This window comes from Bacillus sp. C28GYM-DRY-1 (assembly GCF_030519405.1).
In the GTDB taxonomy this organism is placed as follows: Bacteria; Bacillota; Bacilli; order Bacillales; family Bacillaceae; genus Bacillus; species Bacillus spizizenii_A.
In genome coordinates this window covers 36,921-55,366 of record NZ_JAUMKF010000001.1, presented here as the reverse complement: position 1 = coordinate 55,366, position 18,446 = coordinate 36,921, and the positions used below count along the sequence as shown (strand labels likewise).

The window sequence follows — 18,446 nt, the reverse complement described above, 5'->3', positions numbered from 1 at the left end:
CAATCATTCCTTCGTTTTCAGAATCGGTTTCATTTGTACGTTTTTCTCTTTTTCTGCGGAAACAGAAATATGATCCATTGACAGCTGATCAATCAGGCCTCCTGCTATATTTAACGAAGGCAGCAGGACATCAGGATCGCCAATAGCAGATATCGTAAATGGGGCGGGGTGCTGTACCCCGTCTACCGTTACAACAGGACCATTGCACTTGATATAAGAATCATATGTCAAACGCTGGCCATTAACGGCGACGGCCGCCGCACCAGAGATATACAATTCGTTTACCACTTGAAAGATATGGCTTTCGTGAACGATGTAACTGTTCACATTCTCCCCTTCCGGTATGTACGACGCATCCTCCAAGGTCACCTCAATGCCCTTTCCCTGCACACCGACTTCCCCAATATACATTCTGTATTTTTCTGTATCTTCGAGGACGTTATAGTATTCCGTCTTTTCTTTTTTCAGTTTATTTTCTGCCTGACGGACTTTGTTTTGCTTTTGATATAATTCTTTTTCAAGATTTTTATTTTCTTTCTCCTGTTTCAGGAGTTCATCTCTCAACGCATATTCTTTTTTCCATTCTTCCGTCTCACCCGCGCTTTTGTTTTCTTTTGCCGTTTGAAAGGAGAATGAAATCAAAAAGCCTGCGATAAGCATAATTAAAGAAAGGAGGACTGCTGATTTGCCCCTCAATTTTCATCTTCCTTTTTAGCAGCTTTATCGTTTTTTCCAAATTCTTCAAAATAGGTAGCGACTTCTAAATGAATAATTCCTTTTTTATTGCTGCTAAGCTGCGAAATGATAGAAGGATATGTTTTCATACGGTCTGCAAAGGTTTTAATAGACGCAGTGACAACATAACCGTCGTTCATGTACAACTTAATACGGTTTTCATCCATTTTTACTGGCGTATAATAAATTTCTGAAATCGACTGTTTTAACGAATTTGACAAAGCATCGAGCTGCTTGGCCATTTGAGACCGTTTCTTCGCGTTTGTCCAATTTACCAGTATCGGTCCCGCATCATCCGGCGTTACTTCGTTTGGCAGCACTGAACCGTTTTCAAGCACTTCATAGTACACATCGTCTTTTTCTAAATAAGCAATCGCTTTATATTCTTCAATCGCAATGTTGATTTTATTAGGAAGCGATTTGCTGATCTCCGCTTTTTTCACTAATTTATTTTGCTGAATCTTCTTTTCTGTTTTTTTCTTGTCCAAACTCCAAAACTCAGTATCTCCGCTGTTAATATCGGAAAGGTCGATAATTTCCTTTTTGGATACATTCTCATTCCCTGTAATAGAGATTGTTGATACTTTACTGATTGGCGTCTGCAGATACACGATGATCAGCACCATAATAAAAAAGAGCATAATAAATGAAATGAGACGGCGGTTGGCCTTCTGTTTCCGCTGCTCTTTAATTTTAGGAATCCGTTCCTCTATGTTTACGATTTTTTCTTGTTCATGACCCGGGTTCATTGCCTGTTCACCTCATTCAAATGAAACAGCTGTTAAAAGTCTGTCTATTCCAAAACAAACGGCATACTATGGATGCCGTTTGTCATTTGCTTACAGTATATCATAAGAACAGCTTCAGTCAGAACTTGAATCAGCGATTTTCGCCGATGATTTCAACCTCTGTGTGCATATCAATCTCGTATTTTTCACGGATTGTCTTTTTCACATGGTCAATGAGATCAAGCACATCTTTTGCTGAAGCTCCGCCCGCATTGACGATGAAGTTTCCGTGCATTTCCGATATCTTTGCACCGCCGATTTGATATCCTTTCAAGCCAGCTTTTTCTACAAGGTTTCCAGCATGATTCGGAAGCGGATTTCTGAATATGCTTCCCGCACATGGGCTTGAATACGGCTGTGTATTTTTTCTGTAGTCTTTATTGCTTTGCATTTGCTGAACGATTGATTCTTTATCCTTCTGCTCCAGCTGCAGAACAGCTTCAAGGCAAACGCCCGGGCGTTTCTTTTGCAATACAGATGTTCTGTAGCTAAAATCCATCTGCTCATTTGTCAGCCACTCAATCGTACCGTCTTCAAACAAAATATGTGCTTTGACGAGGATTTCGCTCATATCAGAGCCGTGAGCGCCGGCATTCATGTAAACCGCTCCGCCGATTGATCCAGGAATACCCGCAGCAAATTCCAAACCGGACAGGCCTTTTTTGCTCAATGATGTAGCAAGACGGACCACTGAATAACCGCCTCCGACCGTTACTTGGTCCCCTTCAAGCTCCAAATGGTCAAGACCTGCACCCAGCTTAATCACTACGCCTCTGATTCCCTCATCTAAAACAAGAAGATTCGATCCGCGGCCGATGACTGTCCACTTCACATCATATTTTTTAATCACGTCCATGATATCTTTGACAGCATCTACACTGCTTGGAATGACCAATACATCCGCAGGTCCGCCGATTTTCATCGTTGTATGATTCGCGAGCGGTTCGTTTGCAAGAACCTTGCCGACTCTGCGTTCTTTTAATTCCTGTATCACTTTCTCCATCGTAAACCTCCGCATTCCATTTGCTTTTCTATTATTTTTTCAATTCTTCGAGTACGCTGTATAAACGGGCAGCCGCATCAGGAACACCGAGTGACTTTGTCCGTTCGCTCATTTCCTTTAACGTTTGCTCATTCAATACAATCCGGTCGAGCGCATCAATCAGCTTTTCACCGCTAAGCTCTGTTTCTTTCAGAACAATCGCCGCATCATGCTGGCCGAGAGATCTCGCATTGACCTCCTGGTGATTCGCTGTTACATATGGACTTGGGATCAAAACACTTGGGATTCCGAGAGCAGTAATTTCGGCAATAGTCGTCGCACCGGCTCTGGCCACAATGACATCAATGGCCTTTAAATATTCTGGCATTTGATGAAGAAATGGCTTTGTGACCATATTATCAGCGGCACCCTTGCTATTCAGCTCACTCATCACTTTTTCATAGTGAACCTCACCGGTGATATACAGCACTTGATAGTCTCTTGTTTTCAGCGCATCCTGCATGTCAATGACAGCACGGTTAATCGGTGCAGCGCCTCGGCTTCCTCCGAAGATTAAAACTGTTTTTTTCTCTTCAGAAAGCCCAAATTCGTCCATTGATCGGCCCGTCTCTATTGAGACGACTTCAGAAGCTCTCGGGTTTCCCGTAAAAACAACTTTCTCACTAGGAAAATGTGATTTTGCTTCTTCAAAACATATCGCTACTTTATTAACATATTTTGAAAGAAACTTATTCGTGATGCCCGGGAGGCTGTTTTGTTCATGGACAATAGTTGGAATTCCCATTTTTGCAGCGGCATAGACAACCGGCCCGCATACGTAACCGCCCGTTCCAATCACGGCATCGGGCTTAAATTCCGCTAAATACGACTTGCTCTTTTTTACACCCTTCAGAAAACGCATCACAGTTTTGACGTTCTCAAATGACAGCTTTCTTTTAAATCCTGTAATCTCAATTGAACGAAACGGTATATTCTCCCGCTCAACAATTTTTTTCTCCAGTCCGTTTTCTGTTCCGATATATAAAAATTCCACATTAGGATGACGGCGCTGAACTTCTTTAATAAAAGCAAGCGCAGGATAAATATGTCCTCCTGTACCGCCTCCGCTTATTGCAATTCGCATATCTCTTCCCCCAGTTTAAGTTTCTCTATAACATAGCGATAACCCTGTTTTGTTGGACAGGGTTATCGCATCAATTGGTTCCCAGCTTCCTGTTCATAGGACGCCTGGCAATACATTCATTAATACCTCGAGTAGCGGCTCACATTCAGCAGCACGCCGACAGCCATCAGCATCAGGGTCAATGAAGAGCCTCCGTAGCTCAAAAACGGGAGCGTGATGCCTGTTACCGGAATAAGACCCGTTACTACACCGATATTAATCATGACTTGAATAGCAATCATTGAAATAATGCCGACTGCGACAAAGCTTCCGTACAGATCAGGGGCACCGAGCGCAACTCTGATCCCTCTCCACAGCAGAACACTGAAGAGAAGCAAAATAAGCGTTCCCCCGATAAAGCCAAGCTCCTCTGACAAGATGGCGAAAATAAAGTCTGTTTGAGGCTCAGGCAGATAAAAGAACTTCTGTCTGCTTTGTCCAAGTCCCATTCCAAACAATCCGCCCGGCCCCACTGCATAAAGCGATTGAATGATTTGAAAACCGCTTCCGAGCGGGTCTTCCCACGGATTTAAGTAGGAGGTAATCCGCTTAATCCGATATGGGGCCGATAGTACGAGCCCGACAAATCCGCTGAGGCCAATCAGCCCTAGAAAGACAAAATGGGCGATTCGCGCGCCGGCTACAAAAATCATGACAATACAAGTTCCGACCATCACCGTTCCCGTTCCGAGGTCAGGCTGGCACATGATAATCAAAAACGCTGAAAACACGATGCCAAGTGCCGGGACGAATCCCCGTCTGAACGATGTGATGTTTTTTTGTTTTTCAGAGAGAAATTTAGCAAGGAATGCGATCATCGCAAGCTTCATAAACTCTGATGGCTGTATGCTGAATGCCCCGACTCCGATCCAGCTTCTTGAACCGTTTCGCACCATGCCAACGCCCGGTATCAAAACAAGCACCAGAAGGAAAAAGCAGATAACCAATAGCAACTTGGACCATGTCCTCCAAGTCCAATAATCAACATTCATGATAAAAAACATGGCAATGACGCCGATTCCCGCAAACAGCAGCTGCCGTTTCGCGAAAAAGAATGAGTCGTCAAATTTATAATCTGCCCATACCGCACTCGCACTGTACACCATAATTAACCCGATTGTTAATAATAATAACGTAATGATGACCAATAAGAAATCAGGCGATGTTTTTTTAGTAGTCAAAGCAATCGACACCCCAAGCTTAAAGTCATTAGGGCTGCCGATTTACTCCAAGACAAGCCCTTACTTAAGCATATGCACGGCATGTATAAACATGTCACCACGTTCTTCAAATGTTTTGAATTGATCCCAGCTCGCACACGCAGGTGACAGCAGGATGACATCTCCTTCATTTGAGAGCGCAAACGCCGCAGATACTGCTTGTTCAACATTATCGACACGTTTGACATGTTGTATTCCCATCTCATTGCCGAGCTTCTCAAGTTTCGGCGCTGTCTGGCCAAATGTAAGCACTGCTTTGACATGTTTCATATACGGTTTTAAGTCGTCAAAACCATTTCCGCGATCCAGTCCGCCCGCAAGCAAGATGACCGGTTTGTCAAACGCTGAAAGCGCCTTGCTTGTCGCCAAAATGTTTGTCGCCTTACTGTCATTATAAAATTTGCGGCCTTTCACTGTTGTGACATATTGGAGACGATGCTTCACGCCAGTAAAGCTTGTCAGCACCTTTTTGACTGCTTCGTTGGACGCTCCTGCTGTTTTCACAACTGCAATAGCAGCTAAAATGTTCTCCAAATTATGAGCGCCGGGCAGCACAACCTCTTCCAGAGGAATAATGGCTTCGCCGTTAAACATAATCATACCGTCTTTTACATAAGCGCCCTGTTCAAGCGTTTTGGTGACTGAAAATGGGATGATTTCGGCTTTTCCTGCTTCAGCCAGACGCACGACAGTTTCATCATTCTGGTTGACAATGGCTTTATCTGAGGCAGTCTGATGAAGATACACTTTCTGTTTCGCTTTTTCATAGTTTTCTCTCGTATGGTGATAATCCAAATGAGCGTCAAACACGTTTAAAATCAGACTGATTTCCGGTCTGAAAGCGTGTGTTCCCATCAGCTGAAACGAAGACAGTTCAGTAACGATCCATTCATCCCCATCAGCATGATAGGCAACCTCACTTGCGACTGTGCCGATGTTCCCCGCAATCAGTGCCTTTTGCGAGTCAGCTTTGAGCATTTCATAAATCAGCGTTGTCGTGGTCGTTTTTCCGTTTGATCCGGTAATCCCGATATACTTGGCGTTTGTCAAGTAGTAAGCGAGCTCAATTTCCGTCCAAACCGGAATGCCTCTTTTTTCCGCTTCCTGAACCATAATATTTTCATAAGGAATTCCCGGGTTTTTGATCAGAACTGTGATTTGATGCTGATCGAACAGAGAAACTGGATGCTCCCCGCAAACAACCTCGATTCCTTTTTCAGAAAGCTTTTGCGCTGGTTCGTTTTCTTCAAAAGGCTTTTGGTCGTTGACTGCAACATAAATGCCTTTTTCATGAAGAATGGATGCCGCCGCATACCCGCTTTTCGCGAGACCAAGGATTAAAAAATGCTGATTCTGTAAAAATTGATCATTTTCCACTTATAACCACACCTCGATGTAAATTCCTAAAACGGCAAGCAAAAGTCCCGCAGCCCAAAACGTCACGACTACTCTCCATTCAGACCAGCCGACAAGCTCATAATGGTGGTGAAGCGGACTCATTTTAAAGATTCGTTTACCTGTCGTTTTAAAGCTGATAACCTGCAGAATAACGGATAATGTCTCGATAACGAATACACCGCCGATGATAACCAGCAGGATCTCTAGTTTCGTTAAGATGGCAATGGCAACGATAGCTCCTCCCAATGCAAGCGATCCCGTATCTCCCATAAAGACTTTGGCCGGATGAGCATTAAATACGAGGAAGCCCAGCACTGCACCGACAACGCCAACTGAGAAAATCGCTACGTCATATTGAGACTGATTCCATGCCAGGATAGCAAATGCGCCAAAAGCGATCGCAGCCGTACCGGATAATAGACCGTCAAGACCGTCAGTCAGGTTAACTGCATTTGATCCGCCGACAAGCATAAAGAGCACCAGGATAAAGTAAGCCCAGCCAAGATCAAATGACAAGTCAGTTCCGGGCACGCGAATGTCCGTCGCAAAATTGTAGTAATGGTACACGGCATAAAATACAACCGCAATAATAATTTGCCCGATCAGCTTTTGCTTTGACGTCAATCCAAGGTTGCGCTTCATGACGACCTTGATGTAATCATCTAAAAAGCCAAGCAACCCGTAGCCGAGCGTAACAAACAGTAGCAGCACCATTTCCGGGCTTATTTCTGAAAACTTCTGTGTCATAACAATTGTTGTCACAATGATAGAAAGTATGATCATGACCCCGCCCATTGTCGGCGTCCCTGATTTTTTCTGATGTGATTTCGGTCCTTCTTCTCTAATACTCTGGCCGAATTTTAATCTTCTTAAAAACGGAATAAGAATTGGAGAGAGCAGAACACTAATTAAAAATCCCATTAAAATTGTAAACAGAATGACTTGCTCAAGCATTGTCCTTTTCTCCTCCTGTTTCTTTCAAACGACATACGTAGTTATCATATTCATGATTTTTTTCCATATGAAACATCTTTTCAAGCTCCATTATTCCATAACATCTCTTTCCTATGAATTTGTCTTATTTTTATTGAGTTCGACAATGGCTCTCGCCGCCACTTCAGTATCGTCAAAATCGAAAGTTTCGCTTCCAATCTGCTGATAGGTTTCGTGTCCTTTTCCGGCAATAAGAACAACGTCACCTTTTTTGGCATTGGCAATCGCGAAAAAGATCGCCTGCTCGCGGTTTGCAATGCTGTGATAGTATTCGTTCTCAACGCCAGCTTCCATATCTCTTAAAATCGCGCGGGGATCTTCGCTTCTCGGATTATCTGAAGTGAAAATCGGTTCGTCAGCCAACTCCACAGCAATTCTAGCCATTTTCGGGCGTTTCGTCTTATCTCTGTCTCCCCCGCAGCCAACAACGACAAAAAGCTTTCCTTCCGTCATGTCCCTGCAAGTCTTCAGCACATTTTCAAGGCTGTCCGGCGTGTGTGCGTAATCTACAATGACCGGAAACTCCTGCTGCTGATTGACCAATTCAAATCGGCCTTTTACACCATGCAATTCTTCAACAGCTGCGGTAATGGTATCAAACGGAATGCCCGCTGCGATACATGTTGCAACAGCTGCCAGCACATTATACACATTAAATTGTCCGACAAGCGACATTGTAATGTGCTTAGTGCCTTTCATTGTCACAAGATCAAAGCTTGTTCCTTGTGCAGTGATCGTGATGTTCTTCGCCATCACATCAGCGTTGTTTTTAATTCCGTATGTAGAGATATGCGCTGCGGTTACCTTTTCAAAATAAGCGCTCGCCTCATCGTCAGCATTCAGTACGGCACGCTTTGGATGTTCGTGGTTGAAAGCCCCGCCAAGCTGAGAAAAGAGCAGGCTTTTTGCCTGTCGGTACTCATCCATCGTTTTATGGTAGTCCAGATGGTCCTGCGTTAAATTCGTAAACACGGCAATATCATAATCACACCCATGAACACGTCCCAAAGACAAAGCGTGAGAAGAAACTTCCATGATGGCAGTGTCTACTTGCTTGTCATTCATTTTCTTAAACGTTTTCTGCAGTGTGACGCTTTCCGGAGTCGTGTTTTTAACGGGAATTGTTTCATCACCGATTTTCATGTACATGGTACCGATCAGGCCTGTGCGTTTTCCCGCTTTTTTCATAATCTCATCGACCATATGGGTCGTTGATGTTTTGCCGTTTGTACCTGTGATTCCGATCAGCTGGAGCTTCTTAGTCGGCTGTCCGTAAAACGCATCCGACAAAACGCTCAGCGCTCGCAGTGACCGCCGGACTATAATGACAGGCACATCCACATCGAGCTCTCTTTCTGCCACAATAGCCGCTGCACCGTTTTCTACTGCTTTTTGCGCAAAATCATGACCATCCACCGTATACCCTTTTACACATACAAAAAGACTCCCTTCTTTTACTTCTCTGGAGTCCATCTCAATTGAAGTTATTTCAGGGTCTTGTGAGTCGTTTACAGAAGGTTCGGTTGTTAAATATGTAAGCAGCTTTGTAAGTTTCATCGTATCAAACCTCTCAACATTCTAGTTCGTTCTTTTTATCATTGAAGTCACGTCAACTGATGTGATAATGATTTTAAGCATACAGTTCATATTTTAGCGTAAATAAAAGGATACATCCAGCTAATCTTGAAAGATATCAGCAATTTTTCTGCAATAATATAAAAGGCAGCCCGAATTAATCGGCTGCCTCCTTTTCATCTTCTTCAGTCAAATAAACGCGTATCTTTGAGCCCTCTTTTACTTTCGTTCCGGCAGCTGGCGATTGTTTAACGATTTTGCTTCCTTTCCCGGAAGCATCCACATTGAGATTCACCAAAAGTGACTCAAGATCTGAGACAGACATCCCTACAACATTCGGAACTTCTACTGTTTTTGTGTCGTTCCATTGGTATTTTTTCTCGATTTGATTTTTCCGAGGCTTCACACCAAGCTCCGGCAGGCTGTCTCTCATAATATTACCGACAATTGGCGCTGCAACCGTTCCACCAAACTGAATCGTGCCTTTCGGGTTATCTACCGCGACATAGACGACAAGACTCGGATCGTCAGCCGGCGCGAAACCGATAAATGATACAATATGGTTGTTTTCAAGGTATTTTCCATCTTTAACCTTTTGTGCAGTTCCCGTTTTACCGCCGACACGATACCCCTCAACAAATGCGTTGCGGCCCGTGCCTTCCGCGACGACGCTCTCTAGTGCATAACGGATTTGTTTTGATGTCCCCTCAGAAATAACTTGTTTCTTTGCGATTGGTGATTGTTTTTTAACTGTTTTTTTCGTTACAGGGTCAATCCATTCCTTTGCAATATAAGGTGTGTAGAGCGTTCCTCCGTTTACAGCGGCAGATACGGCTGCAACCTGCTGAATCGGCGTGACAGATACCCCCTGTCCGAAAGCCGTAGTCGCTTGCTCCACCGGACCTACTCTGTCAAGCGGGAATAAAATTCCTGTTCCCTCGCCCTGCAGATCAATTCCCGTTTTTTGTCCAAAACCAAAGCCTTTGATATATTTGAAAAGCTTCTCCTTTCCTAAGCGTTCGCCTAATTCAACAAACCCCGGGTTGCAGGAGTTCTGTACAACTTCAAGGTACGTTTGCAGTCCGTGGCCGCCCCTTTTCCAGCAGCGCAGTCTCGCTCCATCCACTTCCGCATGCCCTTTATCGTAAAATTGATCACGTTTTAAATTTACTTTTTGCTCCTCTAGTGCTGCTGCAAGTGTAATAATTTTAAAGGTAGATCCCGGCTCATACGTGCTCCATACCGGAAGATTCCGATTGTAGACTGACGGATCGACCGATTGATAATCAGCCGGGTCAAAGTCAGGTCTGCTCGCCATTCCCAATATTTCTCCGTTTTTCGGATTCATGGCGACGGCAATCATACCGTCAGGGTGGTATTTGGCCTCAGCGTTATCAAGCTCTCTTTCCATTATCGTCTGAACCTTTGAATCAACTGTCAGCTTCATATCAAGCCCGTCCTTAGGCGGCGTGTAGTCATCCGCTTCATCAGGCATTTTCTTCCCCTTGGCATCCGTATAAAACTTAACAGACCCTTTTTCACCTTTGAGATCATCGTCGTAATAGGCTTCAAGTCCAAGGAGTCCTTGGTTGTCAATACCGGCAAATCCAAGCACATGAGATAAAAAGCTGCCGAACGGGTAATGGCGGATACTATCCTCCGCTACATACACTCCCTTTAAATCAAGCGCTTTAATTTCTTTCGCCTTTTCATTTGATATCTTTCTTCCTTCCGGAGTTATCTTTTCAATTGACGCTTTTTTCGTCACATGCTTATATACTTTTTCTTCTGACATGTTTAATACCGCCGCCAGCTGCTTGCTCGTTTTCATTGGATTCTGGACTTGGCGCGGCACGACGAATACGGTCGGCGCACTTTTGTTTGTTGCGAGTTTTACACCGTTCCGATCCAAAATCTCGCCTCTCTCCGGCTCAAACGGCAAGTTCCTGCTCCAGGAATCTTTCGCCAGCGAAGTCAGTTTCTCGCCCATCACAAACTGAACATACCCCAGCCTAGTATCAATGATCAAAAACACGATCACGCCAAAAAGCAAAACAAATAATAAACGTTTTCTAACCGTTACATTCGAGACGCGCAAGAGACCGTTCACTCCTTATTTAGGCTTGTTTCATTTTATGCCTGTAATCGGACAGGTAGAACGATGCTCAACTGAAGGTATAAAAAAAGAAAGCCTGCATAACGCAAGCTTTCTTTTTAATCCGGATTTTTAAACTTAACCTTGATGACGGTTTTGTCTTTTATTTCTTTGTCCTTCTTAACGCTTTGGCTGACAGCATAGCCTTGTCCGCTTACCTCAATATGAATTCCCGCCAGCTCGGCGTACTGAAGAACCTCTCTTCTCGACCAGCCTGTCATATCAGGCATTTTGATGTTGCCGCCCGTTTTCAGGAACACCTTTTGATTGGTCAGAACTTCCTCATCTGCTTTTGGATACTGTTCTTTTACAGCGACATCACTGCCGATGACAATCGGTGTGAGATTCTCTTCTTTTGCTTTCTTTTGGGCAGCAGTTACCGTTTGATCTGTTAAATCAGGCATTGTCTGCGCTTTCGTTTCTTCCTTATTTGAATCAGACGTTTCAGTCGGTTCAATGTTCAGGTAGTGCAGGCTGTTTTTCATTGTTGGGTTGAAGATTTCTGATACTGGATCTGAACTGCTTTGTCCTACTTTTAACTGCGGCTGCTGTACAGCAACATAAATTAAAAGCTCAGGGTCATCTTTTGGAGCCATACCCATAAACGAAAAGATATAGTTATCTGTTCCGTCCAAATATCCGCCTTTACCTGCTATTTGTGCAGTACCTGTTTTCCCGGCAACATCAAATCCTTCGATTTTATAGGGCTTCCCTGTTCCGATTTTCGACGTAACGACTTCTCCCAATATATCTCGCACCTTTTTCGCTGTGCTTGCAGAAATCGGAGTTCCGGCTGATTCTGGCTTATTTTGATAAATAGTTTTATCTTTATCAGGGTCAACGATATGGTCAATGACATAAGGCTTCATCATTTTACCGTCATTCGCAATTGCCGTTGCGGCCTGAAGCTGCTGAATTGGTGTGACCGCAGACGCTTGGCCGTATGCGGTTGACGCCTTATCAAATTCATATTTAAAGTTAATTTTACTGGAGACTTCTCCTGGCAAATCAATACCTGTTTTTTGATAAAAATTGAATTTGTGCAAATATTGATTGAGGCGGTCATATCCCAGCTTTTCTTTCGCCAGTTTCGCAAATGCAACATTCGAAGACCTTAGGACGCCGTCATGATATGTTGTCGGACCCCAGCCTACACCGTTATTGTGATCCTTAACAGGTGCTCCGCCAACTTCAAATGTTCCTGATTTATATTGTTCGTTCGCATTAAACACATTTTCCTGCATTGCAGCAGCGAGTGTGAAAATCTTCATTGTCGACCCGGGCTCATACGCATATGAAATTAAATCATTATAGTAGTTCGTCACATCGCGCGTGTTCGGATCAAAGCTTGGGCGCTGCCCCATGGCAAGCACTTTGCCTGTTTTCGGGTCGACGACTGCGGCCATGATTTTTTTCGGATTATACTTTTTCGCCACTTTCGTCATGCTGTCTTCCAAAAAGGTTTGAATTTTCTGGTCAATGGTTAGATATACATTGTCACCATTTTTTGGTGCTGTAATTTTATTTTTGCTGTTCGGGAGCTCCCAGCCGAATTTGTCACTTTCATATGTCACATATCCATCCCGCTCCTTCAAATACTTATCCAGCACTTTTTCTAATCCCATCGCGCCGGAAATTTCATTTGTTTCTTGATCAACCTCGGCATAGCCGATTAAATTGGATGCAAAAACGCCGTTTGGATAGTAGCGTTTTGTATCCCGTAAAAATGAAATGCCCGGGAGTTTCAGCTTTTCGATTTTTTGCTTTTGCGAATACGTAATATCCCGGCCTGCTGAGCCGAACTCGACTTGTTTCGCATCCTTATTTAAGATATCAAGAATGTCAGCCTTGTCCATCTTTATCACTTTAGATAGCGCTTCCGCCGTTTTTTCTTTATTTTGGACATGTTGAGGATGCTTGATATCAGTGGTCATTTTTTCATCGAGAATGGCAATCAGTTTATATGTCGCTGTATCCTCTGCTATCACTTTTCCCTTCCGGTCTAAAATCGAGCCGCGGCTCGCTTCGATGGTCCGCTTCTTTTCATGCTGCTCTGTCGCTTTTGTCGCAAGCACTTCGCCATTCGCTTTTCCGGTTATTTGAATATATGCCATTCTCCCCAGGATGACAAAGAAAAAGAGAGCGAAACAAATACTTAGAATCGCTGCTCCTCTATTCATAAATTTATTCTTTTTTGGCATTTGAATCATTCCTGTATGTTTTTCACTTTTTTATCTTTTAAATTCAAGCCGTTCTTTTTCGCAATGTCCATAATGCGCTGGGGTTTGCTTAAATCAGCAACATTTTTTTCGAGGTCACCAATTTGCTTGTTTTCGGCTGAAATTTGCTCCTCAAGCTTTTGCACCTCAATATTGGTTTGATATGCCGCATACGCCTTCGATACAATCAAAAGCGATACGCTGAGCACCGCCGCAGCAAAGAGGACAAGGAGCACTTTTTCCCCGAGAGTAATGGAAGCCCTTTTCTTGACAATCACTTTTTTCTCAGGACTAATCGCATGCCGCTGCTGTTTCTCTGGTTGGTAAGCTAAATTGCTCATAGGCTGATGACCTCCTTTTAATTTGCTTTCGCGTTTTTATTTTCTTTTTTCGGCAATCCGAAGCTTCGCAGAACGAGCCCGGTTGTTTTCTTCAAGCTCTTCTTGAGATGCCGTAATCGGTTTTCGTGTGATGAGCTTTAGCTCCGGTTCAAACTCTTCCGGTATGACTGGAAGACCCGGAGGAAGTTCCGGAAGTGACGACTTTTCTTTAAAAGTGGATTTGCAAATTCTGTCTTCAAGCGAGTGGAAGGTAATGACTGATACCCTTCCCCCTGGCTTCAGAACCTCAATTGCTTGCTCCAAAGCCTCTTCAAACACCTTAAGTTCATCGTTCACAGCAATTCTGATTGCCTGAAACACGCGTTTAGCAGGATGTCCTCCGCTCCTTCTCGCTGGAGCGGGAATCGCGTCTTTTATTAGATCGACCAGTTGGCCCGTAGTTTGAATAGGAGATTTGATTCTTGCCTCTTCAATTTTTCTGGCGATCTGTTTACTGAACTTTTCTTCGCCGTATTTAAAGAATATACGAACGAGATCTTCATAGCGCCACTCATTAACGACTTCTTTCGCCGTAAGTGTGGCCGACTGGTCCATCCTCATGTCTAACGGTGCGTCATGATGGTAACTGAATCCGCGTTCCGGTGTATCCAGCTGCGGAGAAGACACCCCTAAATCAAATAAAATACCGTCTACTTCAGTAATGCCTTGTTCATTCAAACATTCTTTTAAATACCTGAAATTGCTTTTAATCAGAATAAGCTGCCCTTTATAATCGGACAACGCTTCTTTCGCATGCTGTAATGCCATATCGTCTTGGTCAAAAGCGATTAAACGCCCCTTCTCGGATAACTGCTGCAATAAGTATGTACTGTGCCCAGCTCCACCGAGTGTGCAGTCTACATATGTACCGTCCGGTTTAATATTGAGCCCGTCTACGGTTTCACGAAGAAGTACTGTCTTGTGTTGAAACATATTGTGTTGGTCCCACCTTTTATCAGGATGAATTGAAATTGTTTTTAGAGTGTTATACACGAAGAATCATTATATATCAAACCCAATCATGTTTTCAGCAATTTCAGCAAATGAATCTTCTTGCTCTTCTGTGTATTGTTCCCAAATTACTTTACTCCACAATTCAATTCGATTAGAAACCCCGATAACAACACATTCTTTTTCCAGTTTGGCGTAATTCAATAGAGATGATGCGATATTTACCCTGCCTTGCTTGTCCAGTTCGCATTCGGTCGCCCCTGAAAAGAAGAAACGGGTAAACGCGCGGGCATCTTTTTTAGTGAGAGGAAGTGCTTTTAGTTTCTCTTCTATTTGTTTCCATTCGTGCATAGGGTAGCCGAAGAGACATTGGTCAAGCCCTCTAGTCAGCACAAATTGCTCACCTAGGCCTTCTCTGAATTTAGCGGGTACGATCATGCGGCCCTTCGCATCGATGGTATGCTGATATTCACCCATAAACATGATCTCTTGCCCCACTTTCTCTCCTTAACTCACCACTATCCACCACTTCTCTCCACAACTTCATTTTACACTGTTTACCCTTAAAAAAAAACCCTGAACTATTCAGGGTTCTTTAAAACTTTATTTCAAAGTTTGACAACTTGATGTTGATTTTGAAAAGAAAATGGCAGATTTTTGAACGATGTGAAGAATTTTGGACCATACCTATTTAAATAGTACATAATATTCCAAATTCGTTCTTGCGGCGCAAGAAGCGGCTTAATGCTATTTTGGATTCTCTCATAATCCTTCAGGACATAGCCTTCTTTTTCTTCAATTCGCTTCGTCACAGTACGCTCTAAGAACTGAAGCTGATCCTGTATAAAGGCGGCATTTTTCAGGAGTAAAGGTTCCATGCTTTGATCAACCTTCAACGCCTCCTGCCGGACCGCTTTGTGAATCGCTTCAATTTGGCTTTTCGCCTCATCCATCACTGCTGTAAACTCTTCCGGAATCTGGTGCTCAAAGTATGTCTCTCTTTGATTCTCTGTTCCGCGTTCAATCGCGTCTTGTAATGAGATATTCCGTTCAAGCAGCTTTTTCTCAATATGCCGTTCAAGTATCGTAATGTTCAGCCTTGGCATAACAGGGGGCATTTTAAAGCCCATCACCGCAAAGGCCTGTTTGAGCTCACCCCAATAGTTGATTTCTCCGGGCCCTGCAATAAATGCTAAAGTCGGAATGAGGTATTCCTGCATTAACGGCCTCGTCACGACATTGTTGCTAAAACGCTCAGGATGCTCTTCCATATGTGTATAAAGTTCATCCATCGTCCATGTAAGATTAAGCTCATTGACGACAAAATGACCGTTGTCTTTCTCAATTAAAAAACGTTCTTCTTCATATTCATAAAACAGGTTCGCCTGTTCTTTTCCGGACTCGATAATCGGCTTGTAGCCTGCTTCACGCATGAAGGCCTGCTGATCTGAAACCGCGCGGGCGAGTTCATCATTTTCCCGAAGAATCTTTTGGAACATGGCCGTTTCCAGCTTTTTAATCCCCGGATCTCCAGAATTTAATAAAACTAAACCCTCCTCTTGGAACAGATCCGCGATCAGCAATTCAAAGAAGTCAGTGAATGTAACAGATTCCCTTAAACATCGTTTTACATTGTCGAGAAGTGCATTCGTGTGGTCCGTTTCCTCAAAAGCGGCAAATACATCATCTATCCACGCGGCACATTTTTCCTGATCAAGTGATGTGCTTGCTGCCGAAGATTTCTTCCAATAAGACTGAGGCAGCTTTTTTTTCACAGGCCCGTTCTCTTCGGATGTATGGACAAAATTAATCTCATCCAAATCGTGGTCTTCTCCGGCCACCCAGAAGATCGGTATGACAGGCACTTGCAGTTGCTTTTCTTGTTCCTTTGCTAACACAATGATTGAAATGATTTTATGTATCGTGTAAAGCGGTCCTGTTAAAAGTCCGGCCTGCTGTCCGCCGACAACAGCGGCACTTGACGGGTCCTTCAGCTTCTCAATAGCAGACTGCATGGCACTTGAACCGAATTTGTTATGATATGAGGATAAGTACGCCGCCAATTCCTCTCTTGCGAAAAACCGGGAGGATAAGTCTTTCAGTCTTTCGCCCCACATATCCTTATTATGAATGCTGTAATCAAAATAAGAAGACATATCTTCTTTGCCATCTATATAGTGCTGTACAAACACATTCTGATTTTTGATGGAAAGTTCAGTTAGCTGCATCTTCTAGAACTTCCTTTCTCCAATAAATAGTTAGTTATCCGAAATGAGTATAGCATGTTACAGAAAAAGCTCAAAAGACTTTGTTTGTATTTCGCTCCAAAGCTTTAATGCTGCCGTATAAAAACTCCAGATGGACGGCATCAAGGCCGTGAAGTCTTGCTTCCTTCAATAAATATCCGATAATGGCATCAATTTCTGTCTGCCGGCCTTCAATGACGTCAACCAGCATAGAAGAGCGATTATCTTTCGTTTGCCCGCAAACGGTCCGAACCCGCTCCCAAGCCTCTGTTTCGTTTTCAAGCCTTAAAATGCGGCATGCCTCTTGAAAAACCAGTTTCATAAAAGCCAGATAAGCTGGCGTTGTCAGCAGTTCTCCATTTTTCACCTGCAATAACGCGGTTAACGGATTGATACAGGCATTTACAATCAGCTTGCCCGTCAGCAGGGGATACCAATCCCTCTCATAAAGAATTGGAAATTCCGAGCGATTATGTTGATGCAAGATGTTCAGCCGATCTGGTTTAGCATCGTCGAACGCGCTCCATTTTATCGCACCTACGCCTGTATGATCAACAGCTGTATCTGATTTTCTTACAGCTCCGTGCTCAACAATTCCAACATAAATGGAATGTTCAACATGCCAGTCTTTTAGGTTGTGGATATGTCCCATGCCGTTTTGCAAAAATAATATGTTCGTTTTCCCGATCCGTTCAAGCAACGGAAAAACAGACTGAAGCTGATGCTGCTTCACTGTCACGACAAGAAGATCAAAATCTATATTGATACTCGTGTCCGCACTGCAATCAGCGCTGAATTCTTTGCCGCCTTTATAAAGCCGGACTCCTCCAGACTGAATGGCCGCAGCCTGTTCTTTCCGCCTTGTCACAACAGTCACCTCGTGATGAAGTGACAAATAATAGGCGCATAAAAGACCGACGGAACCTCCGCCGATAATTCCAATTTTCATGACGTCACACCCAATTTAGCTTTTACGTATTATCATAGCAGAAGTACACAGAAATTACTTCTCAAAGATTCCGAGTGCTTAAAACTAAAGTTTAAATATTTGGATTTTTTGAAAAAAGCGTTTACAATATATGCAGAAACAACAAAGGGGGAGTTTGGTTTGGTAAAGGTAGAACGTCTGCTAATCAACTATAAAACACTTGAAGAATTCAAGAAATTCAAAGAATACGGCATTCAGGAACTTTCAATGCTTGAAGACCTTCAGGATAATATTATTGAAAATGACAGCACCTCACCTTTTTACGGAATTTATTTCGGGGATAAACTTGTAGCGCGAATGAGTCTGTATCAAGTTAACGGCAAATCGAATCCTTACTTCGACAACCGCCAGGATTACTTGGAGCTGTGGAAGCTTGAAGTTCTTCCGGGCTACCAGAACAGAGGATACGGGACAGCGTTGGTTGAATTCGCTAAATCATTCAAAATGCCAATTCGCACAAATCCGCGAATGAAATCAGCAGAGTTTTGGAATAAAATGAATTTTGAAACTGTTAAATACGATATGGCGCGGGACAAAGGGGAAAACCCGCTCATCTGGCATCCCGATATGGATCATGAAATGACACCCGGGGAATCTGCATAGAAATAAAACAACCGGCCTATTTCTTACTCT

16 protein-coding genes are annotated in these 18,446 nt (G+C 43.4%); 1 reads left to right on the top strand and 15 read right to left on the bottom strand.

Annotated features, from left to right (window positions below):
* Positions 1-3: 3 nt before the first annotated feature.
* The 15 genes from Q3W56_RS00285 to Q3W56_RS00215 all read right to left on the bottom strand — a co-directional run bounded on the left by Q3W56_RS00285 (position 4) and on the right by Q3W56_RS00215 (position 17,774).
* Positions 4-696, bottom strand: a complete 693-nt coding sequence (locus tag Q3W56_RS00285; protein ID WP_302894117.1) for a DUF881 domain-containing protein — start codon at positions 694-696, stop codon at positions 4-6.
* Positions 693-1,484 carry a cell division protein DivIB gene (divIB, locus tag Q3W56_RS00280; protein ID WP_268399446.1) on the bottom strand — a complete coding sequence of 264 codons (792 nt, stop codon included), beginning with the start codon at positions 1,482-1,484 and terminating at the stop codon, positions 693-695. Before divIB ends, Q3W56_RS00285 begins: the two co-directional genes overlap by 4 nt.
* Positions 1,485-1,614: 130 nt before the next feature.
* Complete coding sequence (gene murB, locus Q3W56_RS00275) at positions 1,615-2,526, bottom strand: UDP-N-acetylmuramate dehydrogenase (RefSeq protein ID WP_302894116.1); 912 nt, start codon at positions 2,524-2,526, stop codon at positions 1,615-1,617.
* A gap of 31 nt (positions 2,527-2,557) precedes the next feature.
* Positions 2,558-3,649, bottom strand: coding sequence for an undecaprenyldiphospho-muramoylpentapeptide beta-N-acetylglucosaminyltransferase (murG, locus tag Q3W56_RS00270; protein ID WP_302894115.1), 1,092 nt, complete (start codon positions 3,647-3,649; stop codon positions 2,558-2,560).
* 119 nt (positions 3,650-3,768) lie between these two features.
* A complete protein-coding gene (gene spoVE / locus Q3W56_RS00265) occupies positions 3,769-4,869 on the bottom strand; it encodes a stage V sporulation protein E (RefSeq protein WP_019714328.1) in 1,101 nt (366 codons plus the stop codon).
* Positions 4,870-4,929: 60 nt separating this feature from the next.
* Complete coding sequence (gene murD / locus Q3W56_RS00260) at positions 4,930-6,285, bottom strand: UDP-N-acetylmuramoyl-L-alanine--D-glutamate ligase (RefSeq protein WP_302894113.1); 1,356 nt, start codon at positions 6,283-6,285, stop codon at positions 4,930-4,932.
* Positions 6,286-7,260 carry a phospho-N-acetylmuramoyl-pentapeptide-transferase gene (gene mraY / locus Q3W56_RS00255; RefSeq protein ID WP_302894112.1) on the bottom strand — a complete coding sequence of 325 codons (975 nt, stop codon included), beginning with the start codon at positions 7,258-7,260 and terminating at the stop codon, positions 6,286-6,288.
* Positions 7,261-7,371: 111 nt separating this feature from the next.
* Entirely contained in the window at positions 7,372-8,856 is a 1,485-nt protein-coding gene (locus tag Q3W56_RS00250) for a UDP-N-acetylmuramoyl-L-alanyl-D-glutamate--2,6-diaminopimelate ligase (RefSeq protein WP_302894111.1), read from the bottom strand.
* A gap of 175 nt (positions 8,857-9,031) precedes the next feature.
* Complete coding sequence (locus tag Q3W56_RS00245) at positions 9,032-10,972, bottom strand: stage V sporulation protein D (RefSeq protein WP_302894110.1); 1,941 nt, start codon at positions 10,970-10,972, stop codon at positions 9,032-9,034.
* A 116-nt stretch (positions 10,973-11,088) separates the two neighbouring features.
* The gene (gene pbpB, locus Q3W56_RS00240) at positions 11,089-13,230 is read right to left on the bottom strand and encodes a penicillin-binding protein 2B (protein WP_483298512.1); all 2,142 of its coding nucleotides are present in this window, start codon (positions 13,228-13,230) and stop codon (positions 11,089-11,091) included.
* A gap of 5 nt (positions 13,231-13,235) precedes the next feature.
* Positions 13,236-13,589, bottom strand: a complete 354-nt coding sequence (gene ftsL, locus Q3W56_RS00235; RefSeq protein ID WP_003221405.1) for a cell division protein FtsL — start codon at positions 13,587-13,589, stop codon at positions 13,236-13,238.
* 36 nt (positions 13,590-13,625) lie between these two features.
* Positions 13,626-14,561, bottom strand: a complete 936-nt coding sequence (gene rsmH / locus Q3W56_RS00230) for a 16S rRNA (cytosine(1402)-N(4))-methyltransferase RsmH (RefSeq protein WP_014113706.1) — start codon at positions 14,559-14,561, stop codon at positions 13,626-13,628.
* Positions 14,562-14,630: 69 nt separating this feature from the next.
* Positions 14,631-15,062: a division/cell wall cluster transcriptional repressor MraZ gene (gene mraZ, locus Q3W56_RS00225; RefSeq protein ID WP_003221402.1), complete on the bottom strand. Its 432-nt coding sequence runs from the start codon at positions 15,060-15,062 to the stop codon at positions 14,631-14,633.
* A 125-nt stretch (positions 15,063-15,187) separates the two neighbouring features.
* Positions 15,188-16,807 carry a bacillithiol biosynthesis cysteine-adding enzyme BshC gene (gene bshC, locus Q3W56_RS00220; protein ID WP_302894108.1) on the bottom strand — a complete coding sequence of 540 codons (1,620 nt, stop codon included), beginning with the start codon at positions 16,805-16,807 and terminating at the stop codon, positions 15,188-15,190.
* 70 nt (positions 16,808-16,877) lie between these two features.
* The gene (locus Q3W56_RS00215; RefSeq protein WP_302894107.1) at positions 16,878-17,774 is read right to left on the bottom strand and encodes a 2-dehydropantoate 2-reductase; all 897 of its coding nucleotides are present in this window, start codon (positions 17,772-17,774) and stop codon (positions 16,878-16,880) included.
* Between the two features lie 159 nt (positions 17,775-17,933).
* Here Q3W56_RS00215 and Q3W56_RS00210 point away from each other — a divergent pair, with 159 nt between their 5' ends.
* On the top strand, positions 17,934-18,416 hold the full coding sequence (locus tag Q3W56_RS00210) for an N-acetyltransferase (RefSeq protein WP_014113703.1): 483 nt from the start codon (positions 17,934-17,936) through the stop codon (positions 18,414-18,416).
* Positions 18,417-18,446: the final 30 nt, after the last annotated feature.